Genomic DNA, 22840 nt, shown 5'->3' with positions numbered 1-22840 from the left:
GGGGCGGAGGGAATCCCCGTGACCGTCCCGGTCGTCGGCCCGTAGAATCGATCCGCCATGACCACGCCCGCCCTGCGCATCCAGTACCCCGCGGACCTCCCCGTCTCCCAGCGCCGCGACGACATCGTCGAGGCGCTGCGCGAGCACCAGGTCGTCGTCGTCGCCGGCGAGACCGGCTCCGGCAAGACCACGCAGATCCCCAAGATGCTGCTCGAGATGGGCCTGGGGGCGGAGGGCCGCCTCGTCGGCCACACGCAGCCGCGACGGATCGCGGCGCGCTCCGTCGCGAGCCGGATCGCGAGCGAGCTCGGTGAGACCCTCGGCGAGGGGACCGTCGGCTACCAGGTCCGCTTCACGAAGCAGACCGCCAAGGGCGCGCGGCTGAAGCTCATGACGGACGGCATCCTGCTCGCGGAGATCGGCCGCGACCGCCTGCTGCGCCGCTACGACGCGATCATCATCGACGAGGCGCACGAGCGCTCGCTGAACATCGACGTCATCCTCGGCTACCTCCGCCAGATCCTCCCCGAGCGGCCCGACCTCAAGGTCGTCATCACCTCCGCGACCATCGACCCGGAGCGCTTCGCGGAGCACTTCGCCGCGACCCTTCCCTCCGGAGAGCGGGTCCCCGCACCGATCATCGAGGTCTCCGGGCGCACCTTCCCCGTCGAGGTCCGCTACCGCCCGCTCGTGCTCGAGCCCGACCTCGAGGAGGACGACGAGCTCGAGGACGTCCACTCCGTCGAGCGCGACCTCACCCAGGCCGTCCTCGACGCGGTCGACGAGCTCGCGGCGGAAGGTCCCGGCGACATGCTCGTCTTCCTCCCGGGGGAGCGGGAGATCCGCGAGATCTCCGACGCCCTCACCGCGCACCTCGCCCGCGGCACCCGCGGCCGAGCCGCCCTGCCCGTCGAGGTGCTGCCGCTGTTCGGCCGGCTCTCCGCCCAGGACCAGCAGAAGATCTTCTCACCGCCCTCGGCGGGCACCTACCGCCGCGTCATCCTCTCCACGAACGTCGCCGAGACCTCGCTGACGGTCCCCGGCATCACCTACGTCATCGACTCGGGCCTCGCCCGCATCTCCCGCTACTCCCAGCGCACCAAGGTCCAGCGCCTGCCCATCGAGCCCGTCTCGCAGGCGAGCGCGAACCAGCGCTCGGGCCGCTCCGGCCGCACCCACGCCGGCATCGCCGTGCGCCTGTACTCCGAGGAGGACTTCGAGGGTCGCCCCGAGTTCACCGAGCCGGAGATCCTGCGCACCTCCCTCGCCTCCGTCGTGCTGCTCATGACCTCCCTGGGCCTCGGCGACGTCGAGTCCTTCCCCTTCGTCGAGCCGCCCGCGAGCCGCGCGATCATCGACGGCGTGCGCCTGCTCGAGGAGCTCGGCGCGATCGAGGACGACCCGCGCTCGCCGGGCGGCCGCCGCCTCACCCGCGTGGGCCGCACCCTCGCCCGCTTCCCGCTGGACCCGCGGATGGCGCGCATGCTCATCGAGGCGGACCGCCTGGGCGCCCTGCGCGAGGCCCTCGTCATCGTCGCCGCCCTCTCCATCCAGGACCCGCGGGAGCGGCCGCTCGGCCAGGAGCAGCAGGCCCGGGAGAAGCACAAGCGCTTCGAGGACGAGACGAGCGACTTCCTCGCCCTGCTGAACCTCTGGAACCACCTCAAGGAGCGCCGCGACGAGCTCTCCTCCTCCGCCTTCCGGCGCGAGGTGCGCCAGGAGTTCCTGCACTACCTGCGGATCCGCGAGTGGTGGGACCTGCACGCCCAGCTGCGGGACATGGCCAAGGACGCCGGGCTCTCCGCGAACGACACCCCGGCCTCCCCGGCCGCGATCCACCAGTCGCTGCTCGCCGGGCTGCTCAGCCACGTCGGCCTCTACGACGACCGCACCCGCGAGTACTCCGGCGCCCGCGGCGCCCGCTTCGCCCTGTGGCCCGGCTCCGCCCTCGCCAAGAAGCGGCCCGAGCTGGTCATGGTCGCCGAGCTCGTGGAGACGTCCCGGCTGTGGGGGCGCACGGCCGCCCGCATCGACGCCGGCTTTGCGGAGGAGGTCGGCGCGCACGTGCTCAAGCGCTCCTACTCCGCCCCGCACTGGTCCTCGAAGCAGGCGAGCGCCATGGCCCACGAGAAGGTCACGCTCTACGGCGTGCCGCTCGTCGCGGATAGGGTCGTCGGCTACGGCCGCGTGGACCCCGAGGCCGCGCGCGACATCTTCCTGCAGAACGCCCTGGTCGAGGGGGACTGGCGCACCCGCCACCACTTCTTCCGCGACAACCGGGCGCTCGTCGCCGAGCTCGAGGAGCTCGAGGCGAAGACCCGCCGGCGGGATCTGCTCGTCTCCGACGAGCAGGTGTTCGGCTTCTACGACGCCCGGATCCCGCGCGAGGTCGTCTCCGGCCGGCACTTCGACTCCTGGTGGAAGAAGCAGCGCCACGAGACGCCGGACCTGCTCACCCTCACCCAGAAGGACCTGCTCGCGGCGGAGGACGACGTCGCCGAGACCCTGCTCGCCGAGTTCCCCGACGTCTGGGTGCAGGGGGACCTCACCCTCCCGCTCAGCTACTCCTTCGGCGAGGTCGGCGCGAAGGGCGCCGACGGCGTCACCGCGACCGTGCCGCTCGCCGTGCTCAACCGGCTCGAGCCTCGCGGCTTCGACTGGCTCGTGCCAGGCATGCGCGAGGAGCTCGTCACCGAGCTGATCCGCTCCCTTCCCAAGCCCATCCGCCGCCACCTCGTGCCCGCCCCCGAGCGGGCGAGGACGGTCGCCGCGACCCTCCACGACGACGACCCCGACGCCGGTGAGCCCTTCCTCGAGGCGGTCGCCGACGAGCTCGTGGGCCTGCCCGGCGTGCCCGACGACCTCGGCCTCTACGGCCCCGAGTTCGACACGGCGAAGCTGCCGCCGCACCTGCGCATGCACTTCCGGGTCGTGGACGCGAAGGGTCGCCAGATCGGCGCCGGGGACGACCTCGCGGCGCTCAAGACGCAGCTCAAAGCCCGGATCGACACGACCGTCTCCACCCAGGGCGACGACCTCGCCCGCACCGACCTGCCCGGCTTCCCTGAGGCCGGGGTGCCGCGCACGCACGTCTCCCGCACGGGCGGGCTCACCGTCACCGGCTATCCGGCGCTCGTCGCCCGCCGCGGGCAGGACGGCCGTTTGCAGCGCGTGGACCTCGCCGTGCTCGCCACCGCGGACGAGCAGGCGCTCGCCCACCGCGAGGGCGTCGTCGCGCTCGTGGACCGGGCCGTCGGCACGGACCTCCAGGGCGTGCTGAACGCCCTCCCGAACCCCACCAAGCTCGCCGTCGCCGGCTCCCCGTACGCGAGCACCGCCGCGCTGCTCGAGGACGCCTCGCGCGCCGCGATCTCCGCGCTCGTGGGGGAGGGGGACGTGCGCGAGCGCGCCGCCTTCGACGCGCTCGTCGCCGAGGTCCGCGCCCGGCACGACGAGCTCGCCGCCCAGGCGGTGAAGGACGCCGCCGCCGCGCTCGCGGTGAACGGGAAGCTCCAGAAGGAGCTCTCCCGGGTGCCCTCGCTGTCGGTGCTCGGCCAGCTCACCCGGGTGCGCGAGCACGCCGCCTCGCTGCTGGGGGACGGCTTCGTCTCCCGCACCGGGGTGGAGCGCCTGGGCGATCTACGCCGCTACCTCGAGGCGGATCGCCTGCGGCTGCAGAAGCTCGCCGAGAACCCGCGCCGCGACGAGCAGCTCGACGGGCAGCTGCGGATGGCCGAGGAGCACTGGCACGCCGTGCGCGGCCGCCTCTCGCCGCGCCGCCGGCGCGAGGCCGACGTGCTCGAGATCGACCGGATGCTCGAGGAGTACCGGGTGAGCCTGTTCGCCCAGACCCTCGGCACCGCGATGACCGTCTCCGACAAGCGGATCCGCAGCGCCATCGCGGCGCTCTGAGGACGGCGCGGCGGCGCTCCGAGCGGTGCCGTCCGCGTGGTCGGGCGCACATCCCGGGGACGTCGGAGCGTGCTCGCGCTCACGGGACGCGCCCGGTGGTCGAACTTTTGCCGTCGGATCCTCGGCGCGGGAGCTGCGGAGCGGCTCCGGCCCCGGTCGCGCCCGGTTCCCGGGCGGTCACCGGCGACGATGCCCTGACAGGCAGGTGTCCGAAACGCCGTCAAGGACGGTCAAGGATCGTCATGCGTCGGCAAAACGGCACTCCGGCGAGGCGGACTTTCCCGGTGTGATCCGCGAAACCCCTGTTCACAGCGCTGCGAGCGGTCCGTACCGTCGATCGGACTCCCACCGGGGCGCGGTCGGCCCATCTCCTGGCCCGCAGCCCCGGTCCGCCGCCGGGTCCCCGGCCGCGGATCCGACCGCGTCCTCCGGGGCGCCCCGCCCGAAGGTGCTCTCCCGTATGACCGTCTCCCGCCGCCACCTGCTCCGCGCCGCCCCGCTGGGCCTCGCCGCCGTCTCCGTCCCCACGTTCGCCGCGACCGCGCTCGCCGCCCCGTCGGCCCCCGCCGAGGCCTCCGACGAGTGGACCGAGGAGTTCCTGACGCGCGCCGAGAACCGCGAGTACTTCGCGCTGGACGACATGGACGACTGGCAGACCGACAACGCGCGCTTCGTCATCGCGGTGTGCAAGGGCCACGGCATCAGCGCCCACGGCGCCCAGATCGTCCTCGCGACCGCGATCGTCGAGGCGTGGCTGTACAACTACGAGCCGGCCGTCGACCTCGACTCCGGCGGCATGTTCCAGCAGCGCCCCTCCATGGGCTGGGGCACCGCGGAGCAGGTCCGCCACAAGAAGCGCGCGATCGACGCTTTCCTGGGCCTCGGCGACCACTCGGAGGCCCCCGGCCTGCTCGACGTGGCCCCCGACTACGAGAGCTGGGACGTGGGCAGCGCCGCGCAGGCCGTGCAGGCCAGCGCCTTCCCCGAGCGCTACCAGGAGCAGGCCGAGGCCGCCGCGGCGATCTGGGACCGCTACCAGTCCGAGGTCGATCCGTACACCGACTGACGAACCCGCCGCGGGGCGGTGCTCGCCACCGCCCCGCGCTCGTTAGGCTGTGCCTCATGTCACCGTCGCCGTCTGTCAGCTACTCCATCACGATCCGCCTCGAGTTCGAGGCCCGCTCCGCCGCGGTCAGCGACATCACCAGTCGCCTCGAGCAGGGCGGGGCCACGGTCACCGCACTGGACGTCTCCGCCTCGGGCCCCGAGCGCATGCGCGCGGACATCACCGTGCTCACCGCCGGCCACGACCATGCGATGCAGGTCGTGGAGTCCCTCAAGGACCTCTCCGGGGTGGAGCTCGGCAAGGTCTCCGATCGCACCTTCCTCGCCCACCTGGGCGGCAAGCTCACCGTCGAGTCGAAGCTGCCGATCCGCCACCGCGACGACCTCTCGATGATCTACACCCCGGGCGTGGCCCGCGTGGTCAAGGCCATCGCGGAGAACCCCGAGGACGCCCGTCGCCTCACCATCAAGCGCAACACCGTCGCGGTCGTCACCGACGGCTCCGCGATCCTGGGCCTGGGCGACCTCGGCCCGCTCGCCGCGATGCCGGTCATGGAGGGCAAGGCCGCCCTCTTCAAGCGCTTCGCGAACATCGACGCCTTCCCGATCTGCCTGGACGCCCACTCGGTGGACGAGATCGTCTCCCACGTCAAGGCGATCGCCCCGGTCTTCGCGGGCATCAACCTCGAGGACATCTCCGCCCCGCGCTGCTTCGAGATCGAGGACCGCCTGCGCGCGGAGCTCGACATCCCCGTCTTCCACGACGACCAGCACGGCACCGCGATCGTGGTCGTGGCCGCGCTGCGCAACGCGCTGCGGGTCGTCGAGAAGGACATCGCGACCGCCCGCATCGTGCTCTCCGGCGCGGGCGCCGCGGGCACCGCGATCCTGCGCCTGCTGCGCGCCGCGGGCGCCCGGGACGTCGTCGTCACGGACATCCACGGGATCGTCCACGAGCGGCGCGAGCAGCTCGAGGGCCGCCTGCCGTGGATCGCGGAGGTCACCAACCCCCGCGAGCTCACGGGCACGCTCTCCGACGCCATCCGCGACGCGGACGTCTTCATCGGCGTGAGCGCCGGCAACATCCTCTCGGCCGAGGACGTCGCGACGATGGCGGAGCGCTCGATCGTGTTCGCGATGGCGAACCCGACCCCGGAGATCGACCCGGCGGAGGCCGCCAAGCACGCGGAGGTCGTCGCGACCGGCCGCAGCGACTTCGCCAACCAGATCAACAACGTGCTCGCCTTCCCGGGCGTGTTCCGCGGGCTGCTGGACGCGCACGCCACGAAGGTCAGCGACCGGATGCTGCTCGCCGCCGCGAAGGCCCTCGCCGACGTCGTCTCGGCCGACGAGCTCAACCCCACCTACATCGTCCCGAGCGTCTTCCACGACGGGGTGACCAAGGCGGTCGCGAGCGCGGTCGAGGAGGTCGCCCGCGAGGAGGCCGGCACGGTGGACACGATCACGGGCGCCATGCGGCCGGTCTACGCGGACGAGATCGTCCTCGAGCGCTGAGCGTGCGCGGCCGCCGGCCGCGCCCCGGGCGTGACCCGGATCAGGCCCGCGGGCCGTCGACGGCGAGCTCCGTCTCGTCCTCGGCGGCCCGTCGCCGTCCCCGCGCCCGCCGCCGCTCGAGGGACCAGGCGGTCACGCCGCCGCCCACGCCGATCACCCCGGCGAGGAGGTCGAGCGGATCGGCGGAGCGCCCGGGCATGAGCGCCCCCTGCAGGATCTCCACGAGCGCCGCCTCGAGGACCACGGCGATCGCGACCCAGCCGATCGGGAAGCGGCGGCGCGAGGCGAGCAGGCGGCCGATCGCCCACACGGTGAGCGCCATGACGAGCAGGTGCCAGAGCTTGTCCATCCCCGGCACGCCGACCCCGGGGGTGCCCTCGGGCAGCGAGGGCAGGAAGAAGCCGATGTTGAGGACGAGGGCGAGCGCCGCGACCGCGATCCGGGCGGCGGGGGAGCCGCCGGCGCGGCGCACCTCGGCGGGGACACGGGAGAGGAACGCCGCCGCTCGCGCGGGGATCGTCGGGGGCAGGTCCGTCCCGGTGCTCATGCCCCGCATCGTCCCACCGCCGCTCCCTGACAGCGCGGAGGCGGGGCCGCTAGGCTCGGGGGGGTCCGCCCGCGCCATCGCCCCAGGGAGCCGTCATGTCCTCCACCTCCGACCCGTCGCGCACCGACCCCTACGCCGATCAGCCCGGCTCCGGCTCGACGGCCGTGCTCGACCGCCAGAAGCAGGCCCAGGAGCAGGAGACCGACGGCGGCGACCACGACCGCTTCGCCCACTACGTGCGCAAGGACAAGATCACCCAGGCGGCCCTCGACGGCACGCCCGTGATCGCCCTCTGCGGCAAGGTGTGGGTGCCCGGCCGCGACCCGAACAAGTACCCGGTCTGCCCGGAGTGCAAGGAGATCTACGAGGGCCTGCGCGAGCCCGCCGACGGCGGCGACGGCAAGGGCGGCAAGGGCGGGGGGAAGGGCGGCGGCTTCCGCGGCTTCTTCGGCAGCCGCCGCTGATCCTCGCATCGGCCCCGCGGGCCCGTGCCCGTCCCGACCGGGGAGGGTGCGGGCCCGCGTCCGTGACGACGCGCCGGGGCGACTTCCTCACATCGTCCCTGCAGGGGGTTCGTCGGCCCGCGACGGTACGGTGGACGGCGTTGTGACGACTCCTTCCCTCTTCTCCGCGAGCGACCCGCGCCACCCCTCCGAGGCGGCCGCGCGATCGCTGTCCCCGGCCTACCCCGAGCGCGCCGCGTGGGGCACCGCCACCAAGCTCCGCGCCTGGCAGGCGGAGGCCCTCGAGCTCTACCGCAGCAGGTCCCCCAAGGACTTCATGGCGGTCGCGACGCCCGGCGCCGGCAAGACGACCTTCGCCCTGCAGATCGCCGCCGGCCTGCTGCAGGAGGGGACCGTCCGCCGGATCACGGTGGTCGCCCCGACCGAGCACCTCAAGACCCAGTGGGCCGACGCCGCCGCCCGCGTGGGCATCTCCCTGGACCCGAACTTCTCGAACGCCCAGGGCCGCCACGGCGCCCACTACCAGGGCGTCGCGCTCACCTATGCGCAGGTGGGCATGCATCCGGCGCTGCACCGGGCACGCACCGAGGCGGACCGCACCCTCGTGATCCTCGACGAGATCCACCACGCGGGCGACTCCCGCACCTGGGGCGACGGCGTGCGCGACGCCTTCGACCCGGCCGTGCGACGGCTCTCGCTCACGGGAACGCCGTTCCGCTCCGACGACTCGCAGATCCCCTTCGTCACCTACGAGGAGGACGGCGAGGGCTTCCTGCGCTCGAAGGCGGACTACACCTACGGCTACGGCGAGGCGCTCAAGGACCACGTCGTGCGCCCCGTGCTGTTCATGACCTACTCCGGGCGCATGCACTGGCGCACGAAGACCGGCGACGAGGTCTCCGCGCAGCTCGGCGCGCTCGAGACGAAGGACATCACCCAGCAGGCCTGGCGCACCGCGCTCGACCCCAAGGGCGACTGGATCCAGACGGTGCTCGCCGCCGCCGACCGCCGCCTCACCGAGGTGCGCCGGCACGTGGCCGATGCCGGCGGCCTCGTCATCGCGACGGACCAGAAGGCGGCCCGCGCGTACGCCGCGACCCTGCACGACATCACCGGCGAGCAGCCCACCGTGGTGCTCTCCGACGACGCCGGCGCGGGCGCCCGCATCGAGGCGTTCTCCGCCTCGAAGGCCCGCTGGATGGTCGCGGTCCGCATGGTCTCCGAGGGCGTCGACGTGCCGCGGCTCTCCGTGGGCGTCTATGCGACCTCGACCGCGACGCCCATGTTCTTCGCGCAGGCCGTGGGGCGCTTCGTGCGCTCGCGGACCCGCGGCGAGACCGCGAGCGTCTTCCTGCCGACGGTGCCGATCCTCATGGCACACGCCGCCGCGATGGAGGCCGAGCGGGACCACGTGCTGGACCGTCGGCCCGCGGAGGGCGACGCGGAGACCGGCCTCGACGAGTCCCTCATCGAGCAGGCGAACCGGTCCGAGCAGGCCTCCGACCAGCTCGAGATGTCCTTCGAGGCGCTCGAGTCGAAGGCGTCCTTCGACCGGGTGCTGTTCGACGGCGGCGAGTACGGCTCCGGCGGCGTCGAGGGCAGCGAGGACGAGCAGGACTTCCTGGGGATCCCGGGCCTGCTGGACGCGGACCAGATGCGCACCGTCCTCCAGCAGCACCAGGCGGATCAGCAGGAGCGGCTGCGGCGCGCGGGCGGCTCCCGCGCCGAGGAGCGGCAGGTGCCGGTCGTGGACCACCGTCGGCTCATGGAGCTGCGCAAGGAGCTCAGCTCGCTCGTGGGCGCCTGGTCGCGCAAGTCCGGCACGCCCCACGGCTCCGTGCACAGCGCGCTGCGCTCCCGCACCGGCGGCCCCGCCGTCGCCCAGGCGAGCGCGGAGCAGATCCAGGCGCGGATCGACCTGCTGCGCGGCTGGTTCGTGGGCCGGAAGTAGTCCCCGGGCGGACCGGCCGGGCTCGGTCGGGCTCGATGCCGGGCCGCCGTCGGCCCCGGGGCTGCCGTCAGCCCAGGGCGCGGGCGGCCTGGGCGCCGTCGGTCAGGGTCGGGATCGCGATCGGCCCGTCGGGGCCGTCCTCCGGCCGCAGGCAGAGCTCCGCGAGCGAGGAGGCGTGCCGCTCCCGCCCGTGCTCGAGCGCCTCGACGGGGGAGAGGTCCCAGACCCGGTGCCCGCCCTGCAGCAGCGGCACCTGGAGCGGCCGCAGCCGCGTGCGCGCCCACTCCGCGGGGGCCTGCGAGGCGAGCAGCTGCGCGGTGAGCTCCCGCTCGAACTCCGCGACCTCCGCCTCTCCGGGGAGCACGAGCTCCGCCCGCGCGCGGTCGCCCACGAGGAGCCGGTAGGCGCTCTTGCCGGCGCCGAGGGTCTGCTTCTCCGCGGAGCGCTTGCCGACCGGGTGCATGGCGCCGTCGGCCCCCTCGCGCTCGACGAGCTTGAACACGAAGCCGGGAGCTGGGTGGCCGCCCCCGGTGACGAGCCGCGTGCCGATCCCGTAGCCGTCGATCGGGGCGCCGGCGAGCTCGTCGAGCCGGTGCTCGTCCAGGTCGCTCGTCGCGGTGATGCGGGTCGACGTCGCGCCGAGGGAGTCCAGCAGCGCGCGGACCTCCCGCGCCTGCGCCCCGAGGTCGCCCGAGTCCAGGCGCACGGCGCCCAGCTCCGGTCCGGCGATGCCGACGGCGGTGCGGACGGCCTGCTCGACGTCGTAGGTGTCCACGAGCACCGTCGTCCCCGCGCCCTGGGACGCGATCTGCGCGCGGAACGCCTCCTCCTCGGTGTCGAAGAGCAGGGTGAAGGCGTGCGCGGAGGTCCCCGCGACGGGGATCCGGTAGTGGGCCCCCGCGGCGAGGTTCGAGGTCGAGGCGAAGCCCACGAGGTAGGCGGCGCGGGCGGCGGCGATCGCGGCGTCCTCGTGGACCCGGCGCCCGCCCATCTCGATGCAGGGACGGCCGCGGGCGGCGGTGATCATCCGCGAGCCCGCGGAGGCGACGCCGGAGTCGTGGTTGAGGATCGAGAGCACGACGGTCTCGAGCATGACGGCGTCCGCGAAGGTGCCCTCGATGCGCAGGACGGGGGAGCCCTCGAAGAACAGCTCGCCCTCGGCATAGCCGTGCACGTCACCGGTGAAGCGGTAGTCGGCGAGGAAGGCGAGGGTGTCCTCGTCGAGCACGCCGGTGCGCCGCAGGTAGCGGAGGTCCGCCTCGTCGAAGCGGAAGTCGGCGATCGCGCGGAGCACCCGGTCCGTGCCCGCGAGCACGCCGTAGCGACGGCCCTCGGGGAGGGAGCGGGTGAAGACCTCGAACACGCAGGCGCGCTCCGCGCTGCCCGCCTCGCGGGCGGCGCGGAGCATCGTCAGCTCGTACAGGTCGGTGAGCAGGGAGGAGGTCACGGTCCCACCGTAATGTGTACGGCCACCTCCGGCGCAGGCGCGCCACGTAGTATCGCCTGTGCCTTCCCCCGTCCCGTCAGGAGATGTCATGCCCGCCGTGCTGTCGCAGCCCCGATCCGCGCCGGGCGCAGCGACCGACCTGAGCCCGCAGGAGCGGCCGACCGTGGAGGGCCCCTGGGCGACCGCGGTGCACAACGACCCCGTGAACCTCATGAGCTACGTCGTCTACGTGTTCCGCCGCCACTTCGCGTACTCGCGCCCGGTCGCCGAGGCGCTGATGACGCAGGTCCACGAGGAGGGCCGGGCGATCGTGTCCCGCGGCTCCCGCGAGCGGATGGAGACGGACGTGCAGGCGATGCACTCCTACGGCCTGCGCGCCACCCTCGAGCGGGCGGGGGAGGACTGAATGGCCCACGCGTTCCGCCGCCGCCCCGACTCGACCCTCGCCTGCCGCCTCGACGGTGAGGAGAAGGCGATCCTCGCGCAGGTCGCCCAGGAGACGGCCGAGCTCATCCGCACCGACCTCGGCATCGAGACCGGGAACGGCTCCCTCCGTCGCGCCGCGCGCAGCGAGGACCCCCTCCAGCGGCTCGAGGCGGAGTTCGCGACGCGGGAGGCGCGGGAGCCCTCCGACAGCGCGGTCCGGCGCCTGTTCCCCGCCGCGAGCGAGGACCCGGAGCTGGCCGCCGAGTACCGGCGGCTCGGCCAGCAGGACCTCGCCGAGGCGAAGCTCGCGGACCTGCGCACCGTGATGTCGATCCTCGACGGGTCCGGTCCCGGGCACGGCGAGGTGGTGATCGACGAGGAGCAGGCGGTCGTCGTCCTGCGCGCCCTGAACGACGTGCGGATCGTGCTCGCGGACCGCCTGGGCCTCGAGCGGGACGGCGACTTCGACACCGTGCGGATGCTCCAGCAGATCGGGGAGCGCGTCGAGGGCGCCTCCCCGGAGGACGACGAGCACGTGGGCTCCGAGGTCGTCATCGCGGTGTACGAGCTGCTCTCCTGGCTGCAGGAGTCGCTCCTGCGTGCCCTCGACTGATCCCCGTCGGCCCGGCTGCGCCCACCGCGCCCCGGCCTCTTCGCGCCCGGGGCGCGGCGCTGTGACCCTCGACCCACTGAGCGCGCCGTCACTGCTCGCGCGGCGCGGGCGCCCTAGCCTTCTGGCATGGACAGCGTGGTGGGGACGAGCGGTCCGGGCGAGCACGGCCCGGCCTCCGGCAGCGCGCCGATCGGCGTCTTCGACTCCGGTGTGGGCGGGCTGACCGTCGCCCGCGCCATCCTCGACCAGCTGCCCGGCGAGGAGATCCTCTACATCGGGGACACCGCCCACACCCCCTACGGGCCCCGCCCCATCGCGGAGGTTCGCGCGCTCGCCCTGGACATCATGGACTCGCTCGTGGCGCGGGACGTGAAGATGCTCGTCATCGCCTGCAACACCGCGAGCGCCGCCGTGCTCCGCGACGCCCGCGAGCGCTACGACGTGCCCGTCGTCGAGGTCATCCAGCCGGCGGTGCGCCGCGCCGTCGCCGCCACCCGCAACGGGAAGGTCGGCATCATCGGCACCCGCGCAACCGTCTCCTCGCGCGCCTACGACGACGCCTTCGCCGCCGCCCCCGCGCTCGAGATCACCTCCGCCGCGTGCCCCCGCTTCGTGGAGTTCGTAGAGCGCGGCGAGATCAGCGGCGACGAGGTCGTCGAGGTGGCCGAGGAGTACCTCGCCCCGGTCAAGGCCGCCGGCGTGGACACGCTGGTGCTCGGCTGCACCCACTACCCGATGCTCGCCGGACCGATCCGGCTCGTCATGGGGCCCGAGGTCACGCTCGTCTCCTCCGCGGAGGAGACCGCGCTGGACGTCTACCGGCAGCTGCGCGCCGCCGGCATCCAGCGCACCGACGCGCGGCCCCCGCAGCACGTCTTCGCGGAGACCGCGGACGGCCTCGGCGGGCCCTCGATGTTCGCGCGCCTCTCGCGCCGCTTCCTGGGCCCCGCCGTGACGATGACGACGACCCTCCCGGTGGTGGTGCCATGAGGATCCGCGTGATCGGCTGCAGCGGCAGCTTCGCCGGCCCGGACAGCGCGGCGTCGAGCTACCTGCTCGAGGAGACCGACGCCGCCGGCCGCACCTGGCGCGTGCTCCTGGACCTCGGCTCGGGCGCCTTCGGGCCCCTGCAGTCCGCGATCGACCCCACCGAGCTCGACGCGGTGATCGTCTCCCATCTGCACCCGGACCACTTCCTCGACGTCACCGGCCTCGAGGTGTTCTGGGCGTACCACGAGCGCACCGACCTGCCCCAGCTCCCCGTGCACGGCCCCGCCGCCCTGCCGGACCGCCTCGCGGCCGTGCTCAGCCGCGACGGCCACGTCCCCGACGGTGTGGACCGCGTGCCCTTCGCCTACGGCGCGATCGAGGACGGACAGGTCCTCGAGATCGGTCCGCTGCGCATCGAGGTGCGCGCCGTGCTGCACCCGGTGGAGGCCTACGGCTTCCGCATCACCAGCGGCGGCCAGGTGCTCGCCTACTCGGGGGACACGGACACCTGCCCGGCGCTGCTGGACCTCGCCGCCGATGCGGACCTCTTCCTCTGCGAGGCCGGCTACATCGAGGGCCGCGACGACCGCTTCACGGGCGTGCACCTCACCGGCCGCCGCGCCGGGCTGATCGCGGAGCAGGCGCGCGTGCGCTCCCTCGCGCTCACCCACGTGCCGGCCTGGACCGACCCCGCCGTCCCGCTCGCGGAGGCCCGCGAGGTCTTCGACGGCCCTGCCCGCCTCGTCGCCCCGATGGATATCCTCGACCTGTCCCGCTGAACGACCCCGAGGAGCATCACCCCGATGACCACCCCTGCCACCTCCGCCCCGCGCGTCGACGGACGCACCCCCGAGCAGCTCCGCGAGGTGCGCATCACGCGCGGCTGGCTCGACCACGCGGAGGGCAGCGCGCTCGTGGAGTTCGGCCGCACCCGGGTGCTGTGCGCCGCCTCCTTCACCGAGGGCGTGCCGCGCTGGAAGAAGGGCTCCGGCTCCGGCTGGGTCACCGCGGAGTACGCGATGTTGCCGCGCGCGACCGACTCCCGCTCGCAGCGCGAGAGCGTGAAGGGCAAGATCGGCGGGCGCACCCATGAGATCTCCCGCCTGATCGGCCGCTCGCTGCGCGCCGTCATCGACCTCGACGTGCTCGGGGAGAACACGATCCAGCTCGACTGCGACGTGCTCCAGGCCGACGGCGGCACTCGCACCGCCGCGATCACCGGCGCCTACGTGGCCCTCGCGGACGCGATCACCTGGGGGCGTCGCCACACCTCCCTCTCCGCGACCGCCGAGGTCCTCACCGACTCCGTCTCCGCGATCAGCGTGGGCATCGTCGACGGCCGCCCGCTGCTGGACCTCGAGTACCGCGAGGACGTCGCCGCGGACACCGACATGAACGTCGTCGTCACCGGCAGCGGCGGCCTCGTCGAGGTGCAGGGCACCGCCGAAGGCGCCCCCTTCTCCCGCGCCGAGCTGACGCAGCTGCTGGATCTCGCCGAGGGCGGCTGCGCGGATCTCGCGCGGATCCAGCGCGAGGTGCTGGCGGAGCAGCGATGAGCGTGCACTCCGTCAATGGCGGAGCACGCGTCGTCCTCGCCTCGCACAACACGGGCAAGCTCGAGGAGCTGCGGCGGATCCTCGCCGACGCCGTGCCCTCGCTCACCCCGGAGCAGGTGGTCTCCTCCGCGGGGATCGCGCTGCCGGACGTCGTCGAGGACCAGGTGACCTTCGAGGGCAACGCCCTGATCAAGGCCCGGGCCGCGGCGTCGGCGACGGGACTGCTCGCCGTGGCCGACGACTCCGGTCTCGCGGTGGACGTGCTCGGCGGGTCCCCGGGGATCTTCTCCGCCCGCTGGAGCGGCCGGCACGGGGACGACGCGGCGAACAACGCCCTGCTGCTCGCCCAGCTCTCCGACATCGCGGACCCCCACCGCGGCGCCCGATTCGTGTGCGCCGCGGCGCTCGTCTCCCCGGACGGCCGCGAGATCGTCCTGCGGGGGGAGATGACCGGCCGCCTGCTCACCGCGGGGCGCGGGGAGGGCGGCTTCGGCTACGACCCGCTCTTCGTGCCCGACGGGGAGACCCGCACCTCCGCAGAGCTCACGGCCGCCGAGAAGGATGCGATCTCGCATCGCGGGAAGGCGTTCCGCGCGATCGCCGGGCACGTCGCGGAGCTGCTCGAGAGCTGAACCTCCCGACACGATCGACCGTCGCAGGCAGCAGGCCCCCGGGGACGTCCCCGGGGGCCTGCTCCGTCTCGTGGCGTGCGCGCGGCGGCGCGAGGGCTCAGATCACCCCGGCGTGCGCGAGGGCCCGGCGCACGACGATGTCGTGCCCGCCCTCCATCTCGTCGAGGATCGTGGAGTCCAGGAGCTCCTGCACGGGCAGCCAGGCGAGCTCGAGGGCGTCCTCCTGCGGCTCGGTCTCCCCGCCCATCGGCACGAGGTAGGCGAGGGAGATCGCGTGCTGCCGCGGGTCGGTGAACAGGGACTGCCCCGGGGTGGGGAAGTACTCGGCGACGGTGAAGGGCGTCGGGGACGCGGGGATCCGCGGCATGGCCATCGGCCCGAGGTCCTTCTCGACGTGCCTCGCGATCGCCTCGCGCAGGGTCTCGTGGACGAGCACGCGGCCGGAGATGATCGTGCGCACGATCCGGCCGCTGCCGGAGGCGCGCAGGAGCAGGCCCACGTCGGTGACGGTCCCGTCCACGTCGGTGCGCACGGGCACGACGTCCACGTAGGGGATGGGCAGGAGGCGGCGCAGCTCGGTGATGCGCTCCGGCTCGAACCAGGCGCCCTCGGTGTCCACGGCGGTGCGGTTCACGGTGTCTCCTCGGTGGTGTGTCGACGGATCGGTCCAGGCGGCTGCTGCCGCGGGTGGGGCGGGCCCGCGTCAGTCGCGGGCGGGCTCGAGGCCCTGCGGGCGCAGATGGAGGTCATCGAGGGCGAAGCGGGGGGAGCGGTCGCGCGGCACGGTGACGGCCGGGAACTCGACCTCGTCACCGGCGACCATGCGCACCCGCCAGGTCTCGCCCTCGACCTCGATGAGGGAGAGGGTCCCGTTCGGGATCGAGGGCAGGTGCTCGCCGGTGACGCCGGAGAGCAGGAGGCGGATGAGCGTGCCGTGGGCGACGACCAGGACGTTCTTCCCGGGGTGCTGCTCGGCGAGGTCCTCGAGCGCCTCGGCGGCGCGGTCCACGACGGACTGGGTGGTCTCGCGGCCGGGGAAGGCGCGGCCGGGGTAGCGCTCCTCCATCTCGGCCACGGGGTTGCCCTCCGCGGCGCCCCAGTCGATCTCCACGAGCCGCGGCTCGGTGCCCGCGACGGGGATGTCGTGGTCCTCCGCGATGATCCGCGCGGTCTCCTCCGCCCGGGAGAGGGAGGAGGACATCGCGAGATCCCAGTCGACCGGGGGGACGGTGTCGAGCGCGACGTGGGCCTGCTCGCGACCCGTCTCGTTCAGCGGCACATCGCTGGATCCCTGGAAGAGGCCCTGCCGGTTGTACTCCGTCTGGCCGTGGCGGACGAGACCGAACAGGGTCATCGGGGATCTCCTCGAGGTCGGGGCGTGAGCGCGGTCGCGGGGCACGCCCGCCAGCGTACCGCCGGTGGTCGGCGCGGTGATCGGCACCGACCGAGGGGCGGAGCCGGGGTCAGTGCGCCTCGGCCGTGCGCGAATCGGTGAGGGTGAGCGCGCCCCATCCGGCGAGCAGCCCCACGACCACCGCGAGCGCGCCGTCGGTGAGCGCCACGCCGTGGTGGAAGAGCGTGACGAGCGCCGTGTCCCACGTGCCGGCGGGCAGCACGGAGACGACGAGGACGGCGATGAGCGTGCCCACGAGGGCGGTGCCGATGCTGGTCCCGAGCTCCTGGGCGGTGTCGTTCAGGGCGGCGCCGAGCGAGGTGCGGTTCTGGGGCATCGCCTCGACGAGGGCGGCGGCGCAGATGGTCATCACGGTGCGCATCCCGAGGGTGAGCACGACCATGGCCGCGGCGATCATCGGGAGGTTCGCGAGGCCGGCGACGAGCGGGCTCCAGCCGTTCGCGTACTGGAAGTGCAGGATCAGGCCAAACATCATGCCGGCGATGGCGAGGGAGGAGCCCATCTGCGCGAGGTCTGCGCAGGAAGGCCGACGGGACGTCCTGACGCCGTTCGCGGGTGACGGGGCACCGCGCCGACGTCGCCGTCGAGCCCGTCGCGTCCCTCTCCCCGGTGGGCACCGCCCGCACCTCCGCGAGCCGCCTGCCCGGGACCCCCCGCCCGGGCCCGCGCGCAGCTGGTCGTCACCGCCGACGGGTCCGCGATCCTCGTGCCCGGCGGCCGTCGCGTGCGCGAGGGGGGACTCGAACCCCCACGCCCTGGGGCACTGGAACCTAAATCCAGCGCGTCTACCGATTCCGCCACTCGCGCGCCGGACCAGGGTAGCCGCAACCGGTAGGCTTCCCGGGTCACGTCCCCGTCCCACAGGAGAAGCAATGAGCGCCCTCGCAGGCAAGACCGCCGTCGTCACCGGATCCTCCCGAGGCGTCGGCGCCTCCACCGCGAAGCAGCTCGCCGCCCAGGGCGCGAACGTCGTCGTCAACTATCGCCAGAAGGCGCCCCGCGCGAACAAGGTCGTCGCGGAGATCGAGGCCGCCGGCGGCCACGCGATCGCCGTCGGCGCCGATCTCACCGACCCCGCGGGCGTCCGCTCCCTGCTGCAGGCCGCGGTGGACACCTTCGGCGGCCTCGACCTGCTCGTCCTGAACGCCTCCGGCGGCATGGAGAGCGACCTCGGCGAGGACTACGCGATGAAGCTCAACCGCGACGCCCAGGACGACGCCCTCACCGCCGGTCTCGAGCACCTCGGCGAGGGCTCGCGCGTCGTGTTCGTGACGAGCCACCAGGCGCACTTCATCAACGAGGTGGAGACCATGGCGCAGTACGAGGCCGTCGCCCGCTCCAAGCGCGCCGGCGAGGACGCGCTCACCGCGCGCCTCCCCGAGCTCGCCGAGAAGGGCGTCTCCCTCGTCGTCGTCTCCGGCGACATGATCGAGGGCACCGTCACTGCGACCCTGCTGAACCGTGCCGAGCCGGGCGCCCTCGAGGCGCGGCGCGAGGCCGCCGGCCGGCTCTACTCGGTGGACGAGTTCGCCACCGAGGTCGTGAAGGCCGCGACCGCCGACGTCCCCTCCGGGCACGTCGAGCTCGTGGGCGGCGCGGGCGACTTCCTCGCCCGCACCCAGGGCTGATCCCCGCTCGCGATACGATTCCCGCAACCGAGACCGCAACCCCGCACGGAGGCAATGGTGGCCAAGAAGCAGAGCCTGGACGACATGCGCGACGAGGCCTACCGGCGTCAGGACAACCTCGCCGCTGACATCGACGAGCTGATCGACCGGGTCAACCCCAGGAATGCAGCGCTGCGCTGGAAGAACGAGCTCGTCGGGTCGCTGAAGGGTTTCTCCGACGCCGGTGACGGGAAGTCCCCCGCGGTGCCCCTGAAGGCCATCGCGGGCGGCGTCATCGGCGTGGCGGTGCTGGGAGCGGGCGTCGCGATCGCGGTCGCCGCCTCCCGCCGCGAGCCCACCCGCGGGCAGAAGGCCGCGAAGGCCATCAAGCAGGGCCGCAAGCAGACCGGTCGGTCCGCGAAGGACGTCCAGAAGGCCCTGAAGAAGTCCACCCTGCCGGGGACCGACGAGGCCGAGCGCTATGCCGGCGAGCTCGCGTCGCTCCTGCAGGACGCCGCGAAGCGCGCGGAGAAGAGGGCCGCGGCCGTCGGCCGCTGATCGCCCACTCCGACCGGACGCCCCGGGCCCGCCTCAGCGCGGGCCCGGGGCGTCCGTCGTCAGTGCGAGCCCGGCGCGTTCGTCAGCTCGCCGGAGACGTACAGCCACGTGCCGTCCTCCCGCACGAAGCTCGAGCGCTCCCGCAGCTCCCTCCGACCCTCCGGGGTGCGCGCGATCGCGGTGAACTCCACGATCCCCTCGGCGTCGAAGGGGCCGCCCGCCTCGGTCGCCGTGACCAGCAGCCGCTTCCACACGAAGCCGTCGTCGAAGGAGGACTCGAGGTCCCGGTAGGAGGGGCTCGTGCGGGGGTGCCAGGTGCGCAGCAGGTGATCGGCGTCGTGGACCACGTTGGCGGTGAAGCGCGAGCGCATGAGCGCCTCCGCGGTGGCGGCGCGCTTCGTGCCCGCGAGCAGCGGACCGCAGCATCCGCCGACGGTGTCGCCGCTCCCGCAGGGGCAGCGGGCGGAGTCCTCGAGGGGCGTGGGGGAGATGCTCATCCCCCGATTATCGGGGCGGCGGGGGTCGGCGCGGTGCGGCCGTCGCCGCGAGCGTGCCGAGCGACTCATCGTGTGCGGCGGATTCCCCGGGTGTACGCCCGTACGCTTGACCCATGAAGCCCTTCCAGATCGATGAGAACGACCCGCGCCCCGCGATGGAGCGCATGCAGGCGGGGGACTGGTACATCGCGGACGACCCCGCGATCCAGCAGGCCTACCGCCGCGCCCTCGAGGCCGCCGCCCGCTTCGAGCGCGCCTACCCGGAGGACCCCGACGGCTCCCAGGAGATCCTCCGCGCGCTGCTCGGCGAGCTCGGCGAGGGCGCCCACGTGCGCGCCCCGCTCCGTCTGGACTACGGCACCCAGCTGCACATCGGCGCGGGCACCTTCGTGAACTACGGGCTCACCGCCCTGGACGTCGTGGACATCCGGATCGGGAAGGGCTGCCAGCTGGGCCCGAACATCCAGCTGCTGACCCCGATCCACCCGCTCGAGGCCGAGCCCCGCCGGGCCGGCTGGGAGGCCGCGGAGCCGATCACCATCGGGGATAACGTGTGGATCGGCGGCGGGGCGACGATCATCGGCGGCGTGAGCATCGGCGCGGACTCCGTGATCGGCGCCGGCTCCGTGGTGACCAGGGACGTCCCCGCGAGCTCCCTCGCGGTCGGCAGCCCCGCGAAGGTCATCCGCACCCTCTGAGCACACACCAGGAGCGAGGGGCCCCGCCGTCGTGACGGCGGGGCCCCTCGCGCTGCTCAGGGAGCTGCTGCGCTCAGCGCCGGGACCAGCCCGGGGTGGAGGGGCCGACGGTGGGGCGCCAGCCCGTCTCCGACATGAAGCGCACCGAGGAGACGCGCAGCGAGCGCCGCTGCGTCTCGAGCCGGGTGCCGACGATCGCCTGCGTGATCTCCGGGTAGAACTTCGCCGGGGCCGAGGCGCCGGCCTCCGTGGCGAGGTCCTTCGCCCAGCGGCCCTTCGTGATCGGCTCCCCGCCCACGTTGTAGAACCCGCTGCCGGCGCGGAGGGCGGCCACGAAGGCGCGGCCCGCGTCGCTGTGGTGCAGCAGGGTGATGTAGTCCTGCTGGCCGCCCAGGAGGATCGGGTCGCCCTGGCGGACAGCCTTCAGGGCATGCGTGGTGTGCTGGTCACGGCCGAACAGCTGGCCGAGGCGCAGCACGACGGCGGTGCGGCCCGCGGTCGCGAAGTCGACGGCGGCGCGCATCTCCCGGACGCGCGGGCGGAACGCCTGGTTGCGCACGGAGAGCGGTTCGTCCTCGCCGATCCAGTCCGATCCGTTGCTCGGGTAGAGGTACACCGTGGACTCCTGGACCAGGCGCCTGGCACCGGAGCGCGCGGCGGCCTCGGCGATCGCGACGGAGGCCTCGAGGTGGAGGCGGTCGTCCTCGCGCCAGGCGAGGGGCCGCAGGCCGGACATGCCGACGGGCACGTGGGCGAGGGTGTTGATGACGACGTCGTGGCCGCGGAACGCGCGGGCGAGGTCCCCGGAGGAGAAGACGTCCGCGACGACGGCGCTGCCGCCGCGCCCCTCGATGATGGGGACGCCGGAGTCACGACGGGTGACCCCCGTGACCTCGTGGCCCGCGGCGACCAGCGCCTCGACGGCCTCCTGGCCGAGCACGCCGGTGGCTCCGGTGACGGCGATCCTCACGCAGACCTCCTGTGCGGTGGTGGCGGACCGCCCGGGGTGCGACGGTCCGGGCGTCCGAGTCTAGGAGGTCGAGTCTAGGCGATCCTCCAGGTGGGGCCGGGGAGTCGGCTGGATGGCGGGCGCGGGGCCGTGGCGGGCGCGCCGGGCGGTCGTCGCTGTCAGCTCCCTCACAGAGGGCCCTCTGGAGTTGGCGCACGGCCGGACGGACGGTAATGTTCTTCTCCGTTGGCGCCATTAGCTCAGTTGGTTAGAGCAGCTGACTCTTAATCAGCGGGTCCGGGGTTCGAGTCCCTGATGGCGCACCCGCGAGAGAGGCCCCACCGATTCGGTGGGGCCTCTTCGCGTCTCGGAACAAACCGAGGCCGTCGAAGAGGTCGGCCACCGAGACGTCGAAGTACTCGGCGACGGCCTCCACTTCGCTGGCCTTCCACATCGCCTCGCCCTTCAACTTGGCGAAGACTCGCGTCTTTCCGATCCCGATGATCGGCGCAAGGTCGACGGCACGTACGCCGCGCCCGGCCGCGAGCGCTCGGACTGCGGCTGCAATCCGCTCGTCGGCGGTAGGCGCAGCTGAGTGGTCTGGCTGAGTAGTCATAGGTGCAATCTACTGTCCTGCGGCGCACTGGTCTAGCGCAGCATACAATCCATGGTTCACAAGTTCGCTTTATTGAAGTACCGTTCACTCCATGAGAAGTCAGGCGCCGTACGCAGACCTGCTCCTTCGACTGTCAGGCCACGGGGGGCTCTGGGAGTGGGCAATGGAGCAACGTCGCTCCGTGCGGCCTCCCAACTGGGGCCAACTCGCGGAGCGACTAGCGGTTGAGACCGAGGGTGCAGTCGTCGTCAAAGGCGACATGCTCAGAAAGTGGCTGCTCGCTGCCGAAGAGACCCGTGCCGGGCGGCGGAAGCACGGGGTGCACGAAGAGGCTCGGCTGTGACGGCGAGCCGGGGGGCTGAGGCGGAGGAGTTCCGTCGCGTCATGGAGTGCCTGGCCGCGGACCCTGACGGGTGGACCGGCCCTGCTGGGGACAACTTCGTTTCGCTGATGCAGCGCGTGTTCGCACGAATGATTGCTGGCCGGGACCGTGGTCCGCGAGGAGGCTCATTGCTGGTGGATCCCGCTGATGCGATTACTGAGGCAATCCTCGTGGTGCAGGGGCCTGAGCGAGTGTCTCTGCCGCAGAACGTGCGGCGGATCCTGGCGATGGAGAGACCGCTCGGCTATGTCGTGGGTGCGGTGGCCGCAAATCTGTCCCGTGCCGAACTGTCCGGACAGATGGGGACTGGTTCACGTCAGGTCACGCGGGGATCATCGCGGATCCTTCATTTCGACGAACTGGCCGGCGCGCTAGAGACCGACCCCTTAGACCGGTTGGCCGTAGAGCGCCCATGGGCCCGCGGCCCGAGCGAACCTGCGCCGGAAGTGCGCATGGTCGTTGGCACCTTCGTCTCCGTGCTCGCGCAGAGGTTCGGTGTTCGGCCAGAAGCAATTCACCGAGGTCTGGAGGTGGCTGGGACAGCCGCGTTGACAGGCGATGCGGGGGTAGGCATGACCGCCGCGACGTCGCGGCGGCGGGTCGGGCTGTTCATGAAGGAGCTCCCTTCGTTGAGGGGGTCCTTCGATCGTGCGCAGGCGCAAGCGTTCGCGTGGCTGCTGTTCGGGACGGAGCGGCACCCGGAGTGGTCGTTGCTGGCGGAGTGCGCCCGGGCGGTGCGTGAGGGGGACTCCGTGAAGGTCTCCCCGTGGCATGTCCGGAACGCGCGCACGGTGGCGGCGCGGCCCGGTCGGGTACGGCGCGAGGCAGGTCGTCAGCCCGCCCTGTTCCCTGACCCCTCAGAGACGGCGCGGCCGAGGCGCATGACGGCATAGACGAACGGAGCGCCGACCCGTGGGCCGGCGCTCCGGAAAGCGGATTCGGAACTTCAAGGTTTTGGCGGCCTGTTCCGAGTCCTGAACCCCATCAACCACGTAGATCGA

At 73.1% G+C, this 22840-nt stretch carries 22 protein-coding genes, 2 tRNA genes and 1 pseudogene; 16 read left to right on the top strand and 9 right to left on the bottom strand.

Annotated elements, in window-relative coordinates; all coding sequences use genetic code 11:
- Positions 1–57 precede the first annotated feature (57 nt).
- The 3 genes from hrpA (at position 58) to ABD080_RS14125 (ending at position 6492) form a co-directional block, all read left to right on the top strand.
- Positions 58–3912, top strand: coding sequence for an ATP-dependent RNA helicase HrpA (gene hrpA, locus ABD080_RS14135; protein ID WP_343905808.1), 3855 nt, complete (start codon positions 58–60; stop codon positions 3910–3912).
- A gap of 460 nt (positions 3913–4372) precedes the next feature.
- On the top strand, positions 4373–4978 hold the full coding sequence (locus ABD080_RS14130; protein WP_343905807.1) for a hypothetical protein: 606 nt from the start codon (positions 4373–4375) through the stop codon (positions 4976–4978).
- A gap of 56 nt (positions 4979–5034) precedes the next feature.
- Entirely contained in the window at positions 5035–6492 is a 1458-nt protein-coding gene (locus ABD080_RS14125; protein WP_343905805.1) for an NAD-dependent malic enzyme, read from the top strand.
- 40 nt (positions 6493–6532) lie between these two features.
- Here ABD080_RS14125 and ABD080_RS14120 read toward each other — a convergent pair whose 3' ends face one another.
- The gene (locus ABD080_RS14120) at positions 6533–7039 is read right to left on the bottom strand and encodes a VanZ family protein (protein ID WP_137770416.1); all 507 of its coding nucleotides are present in this window, start codon (positions 7037–7039) and stop codon (positions 6533–6535) included.
- Between the two features lie 95 nt (positions 7040–7134).
- Here ABD080_RS14120 and ABD080_RS14115 point away from each other — a divergent pair, with 95 nt between their 5' ends.
- Both ABD080_RS14115 and ABD080_RS14110 read left to right on the top strand, forming a co-directional pair.
- The gene (locus ABD080_RS14115) at positions 7135–7503 is read left to right on the top strand and encodes a DUF3039 domain-containing protein (protein ID WP_343905802.1); all 369 of its coding nucleotides are present in this window, start codon (positions 7135–7137) and stop codon (positions 7501–7503) included.
- Positions 7504–7645: 142 nt separating this feature from the next.
- Positions 7646–9454 carry a DEAD/DEAH box helicase gene (locus ABD080_RS14110; protein ID WP_343905800.1) on the top strand — a complete coding sequence of 603 codons (1809 nt, stop codon included), beginning with the start codon at positions 7646–7648 and terminating at the stop codon, positions 9452–9454.
- Positions 9455–9521: 67 nt separating this feature from the next.
- On the opposite strand, the gene ABD080_RS14105 is transcribed toward ABD080_RS14110, so the two are convergent.
- Positions 9522–10901 carry a nicotinate phosphoribosyltransferase gene (locus tag ABD080_RS14105; RefSeq protein WP_343905798.1) on the bottom strand — a complete coding sequence of 460 codons (1380 nt, stop codon included), beginning with the start codon at positions 10899–10901 and terminating at the stop codon, positions 9522–9524.
- Positions 10902–10989: 88 nt separating this feature from the next.
- On the opposite strand from ABD080_RS14105, the gene clpS reads away from it, so the two are divergent.
- The 6 genes from clpS to rdgB all read left to right on the top strand — a co-directional run bounded on the left by clpS (position 10990) and on the right by rdgB (position 15118).
- Complete coding sequence (gene clpS / locus ABD080_RS14100; RefSeq protein ID WP_343905797.1) at positions 10990–11307, top strand: ATP-dependent Clp protease adapter ClpS; 318 nt, start codon at positions 10990–10992, stop codon at positions 11305–11307.
- Positions 11308–11940: a DUF2017 domain-containing protein gene (locus tag ABD080_RS14095; protein WP_259359490.1), complete on the top strand. Its 633-nt coding sequence runs from the start codon at positions 11308–11310 to the stop codon at positions 11938–11940.
- A 126-nt stretch (positions 11941–12066) separates the two neighbouring features.
- Positions 12067–12930, top strand: coding sequence for a glutamate racemase (gene murI, locus ABD080_RS14090; protein ID WP_343905794.1), 864 nt, complete (start codon positions 12067–12069; stop codon positions 12928–12930).
- Positions 12927–13709 (top strand): MBL fold metallo-hydrolase, encoded by a 783-nt coding sequence (locus ABD080_RS14085; protein WP_343905792.1) that lies wholly within the window; start codon positions 12927–12929, stop codon positions 13707–13709. The genes murI and ABD080_RS14085 overlap by 4 nt, the downstream gene beginning before the upstream one ends.
- A gap of 24 nt (positions 13710–13733) precedes the next feature.
- A complete protein-coding gene (gene rph, locus ABD080_RS14080; RefSeq protein ID WP_259359493.1) occupies positions 13734–14486 on the top strand; it encodes a ribonuclease PH in 753 nt (250 codons plus the stop codon).
- Positions 14483–15118 (top strand): RdgB/HAM1 family non-canonical purine NTP pyrophosphatase, encoded by a 636-nt coding sequence (gene rdgB, locus ABD080_RS14075; protein ID WP_343905789.1) that lies wholly within the window; start codon positions 14483–14485, stop codon positions 15116–15118. Before rph ends, rdgB begins: the two co-directional genes overlap by 4 nt.
- A gap of 97 nt (positions 15119–15215) precedes the next feature.
- Here rdgB and ABD080_RS14070 read toward each other — a convergent pair whose 3' ends face one another.
- From ABD080_RS14070 to ABD080_RS14055, 4 genes are all read right to left on the bottom strand, one after another.
- Positions 15216–15752, bottom strand: a complete 537-nt coding sequence (locus ABD080_RS14070) for an NUDIX hydrolase family protein (RefSeq protein WP_137770426.1) — start codon at positions 15750–15752, stop codon at positions 15216–15218.
- A 69-nt stretch (positions 15753–15821) separates the two neighbouring features.
- Positions 15822–16472, bottom strand: coding sequence for a histidine phosphatase family protein (locus ABD080_RS14065; protein ID WP_343905786.1), 651 nt, complete (start codon positions 16470–16472; stop codon positions 15822–15824).
- 109 nt (positions 16473–16581) lie between these two features.
- Positions 16582–17034, bottom strand: a complete 453-nt coding sequence (locus ABD080_RS14060; RefSeq protein ID WP_343905784.1) for an MFS transporter — start codon at positions 17032–17034, stop codon at positions 16582–16584.
- A gap of 223 nt (positions 17035–17257) precedes the next feature.
- Positions 17258–17339, bottom strand: a tRNA-Leu gene (locus ABD080_RS14055).
- A gap of 65 nt (positions 17340–17404) precedes the next feature.
- Between ABD080_RS14055 and ABD080_RS14050 the strand changes: the two genes are divergently transcribed.
- Both ABD080_RS14050 and ABD080_RS14045 read left to right on the top strand, forming a co-directional pair.
- Positions 17405–18160, top strand: coding sequence for an SDR family oxidoreductase (locus ABD080_RS14050; RefSeq protein WP_137770428.1), 756 nt, complete (start codon positions 17405–17407; stop codon positions 18158–18160).
- A gap of 54 nt (positions 18161–18214) precedes the next feature.
- The gene (locus ABD080_RS14045) at positions 18215–18697 is read left to right on the top strand and encodes a hypothetical protein (RefSeq protein WP_343905782.1); all 483 of its coding nucleotides are present in this window, start codon (positions 18215–18217) and stop codon (positions 18695–18697) included.
- A gap of 59 nt (positions 18698–18756) precedes the next feature.
- Here the strand turns inward: ABD080_RS14045 and ABD080_RS14040 are convergent, their stop codons facing one another.
- The gene (locus tag ABD080_RS14040) at positions 18757–19194 is read right to left on the bottom strand and encodes a YchJ family protein (protein ID WP_264449395.1); all 438 of its coding nucleotides are present in this window, start codon (positions 19192–19194) and stop codon (positions 18757–18759) included.
- A 113-nt stretch (positions 19195–19307) separates the two neighbouring features.
- Here ABD080_RS14040 and ABD080_RS14035 point away from each other — a divergent pair, with 113 nt between their 5' ends.
- Positions 19308–19892, top strand: coding sequence for a sugar O-acetyltransferase (locus ABD080_RS14035; protein WP_343905779.1), 585 nt, complete (start codon positions 19308–19310; stop codon positions 19890–19892).
- Between the two features lie 73 nt (positions 19893–19965).
- Here the strand turns inward: ABD080_RS14035 and ABD080_RS14030 are convergent, their stop codons facing one another.
- A complete protein-coding gene (locus tag ABD080_RS14030) occupies positions 19966–20862 on the bottom strand; it encodes an NAD-dependent epimerase/dehydratase family protein (RefSeq protein ID WP_343905777.1) in 897 nt (298 codons plus the stop codon).
- Between the two features lie 228 nt (positions 20863–21090).
- Here ABD080_RS14030 and ABD080_RS14025 point away from each other — a divergent pair.
- A tRNA-Lys gene (locus tag ABD080_RS14025) sits at positions 21091–21164 on the top strand.
- Between the two features lie 74 nt (positions 21165–21238).
- Here ABD080_RS14025 and ABD080_RS16840 read toward each other — a convergent pair.
- Positions 21239–21457: pseudogene (locus ABD080_RS16840) on the bottom strand (helix-turn-helix domain-containing protein); the annotation flags it as partial.
- 516 nt (positions 21458–21973) lie between these two features.
- On the opposite strand from ABD080_RS16840, the gene ABD080_RS14020 reads away from it, so the two are divergent.
- Entirely contained in the window at positions 21974–22732 is a 759-nt protein-coding gene (locus ABD080_RS14020; RefSeq protein WP_343905775.1) for a hypothetical protein, read from the top strand.
- The last annotated feature ends 108 nt before the right edge of the window (positions 22733–22840 follow it).

The organism is Brachybacterium rhamnosum, from assembly GCF_039526185.1.
GTDB classification, from domain to species: Bacteria; Actinomycetota; Actinomycetes; order Actinomycetales; family Dermabacteraceae; genus Brachybacterium; species Brachybacterium rhamnosum.
The sequence above is the reverse complement of the archived record's forward strand: the minus strand, read 5'-3'. Positions and strand labels throughout refer to the sequence as shown.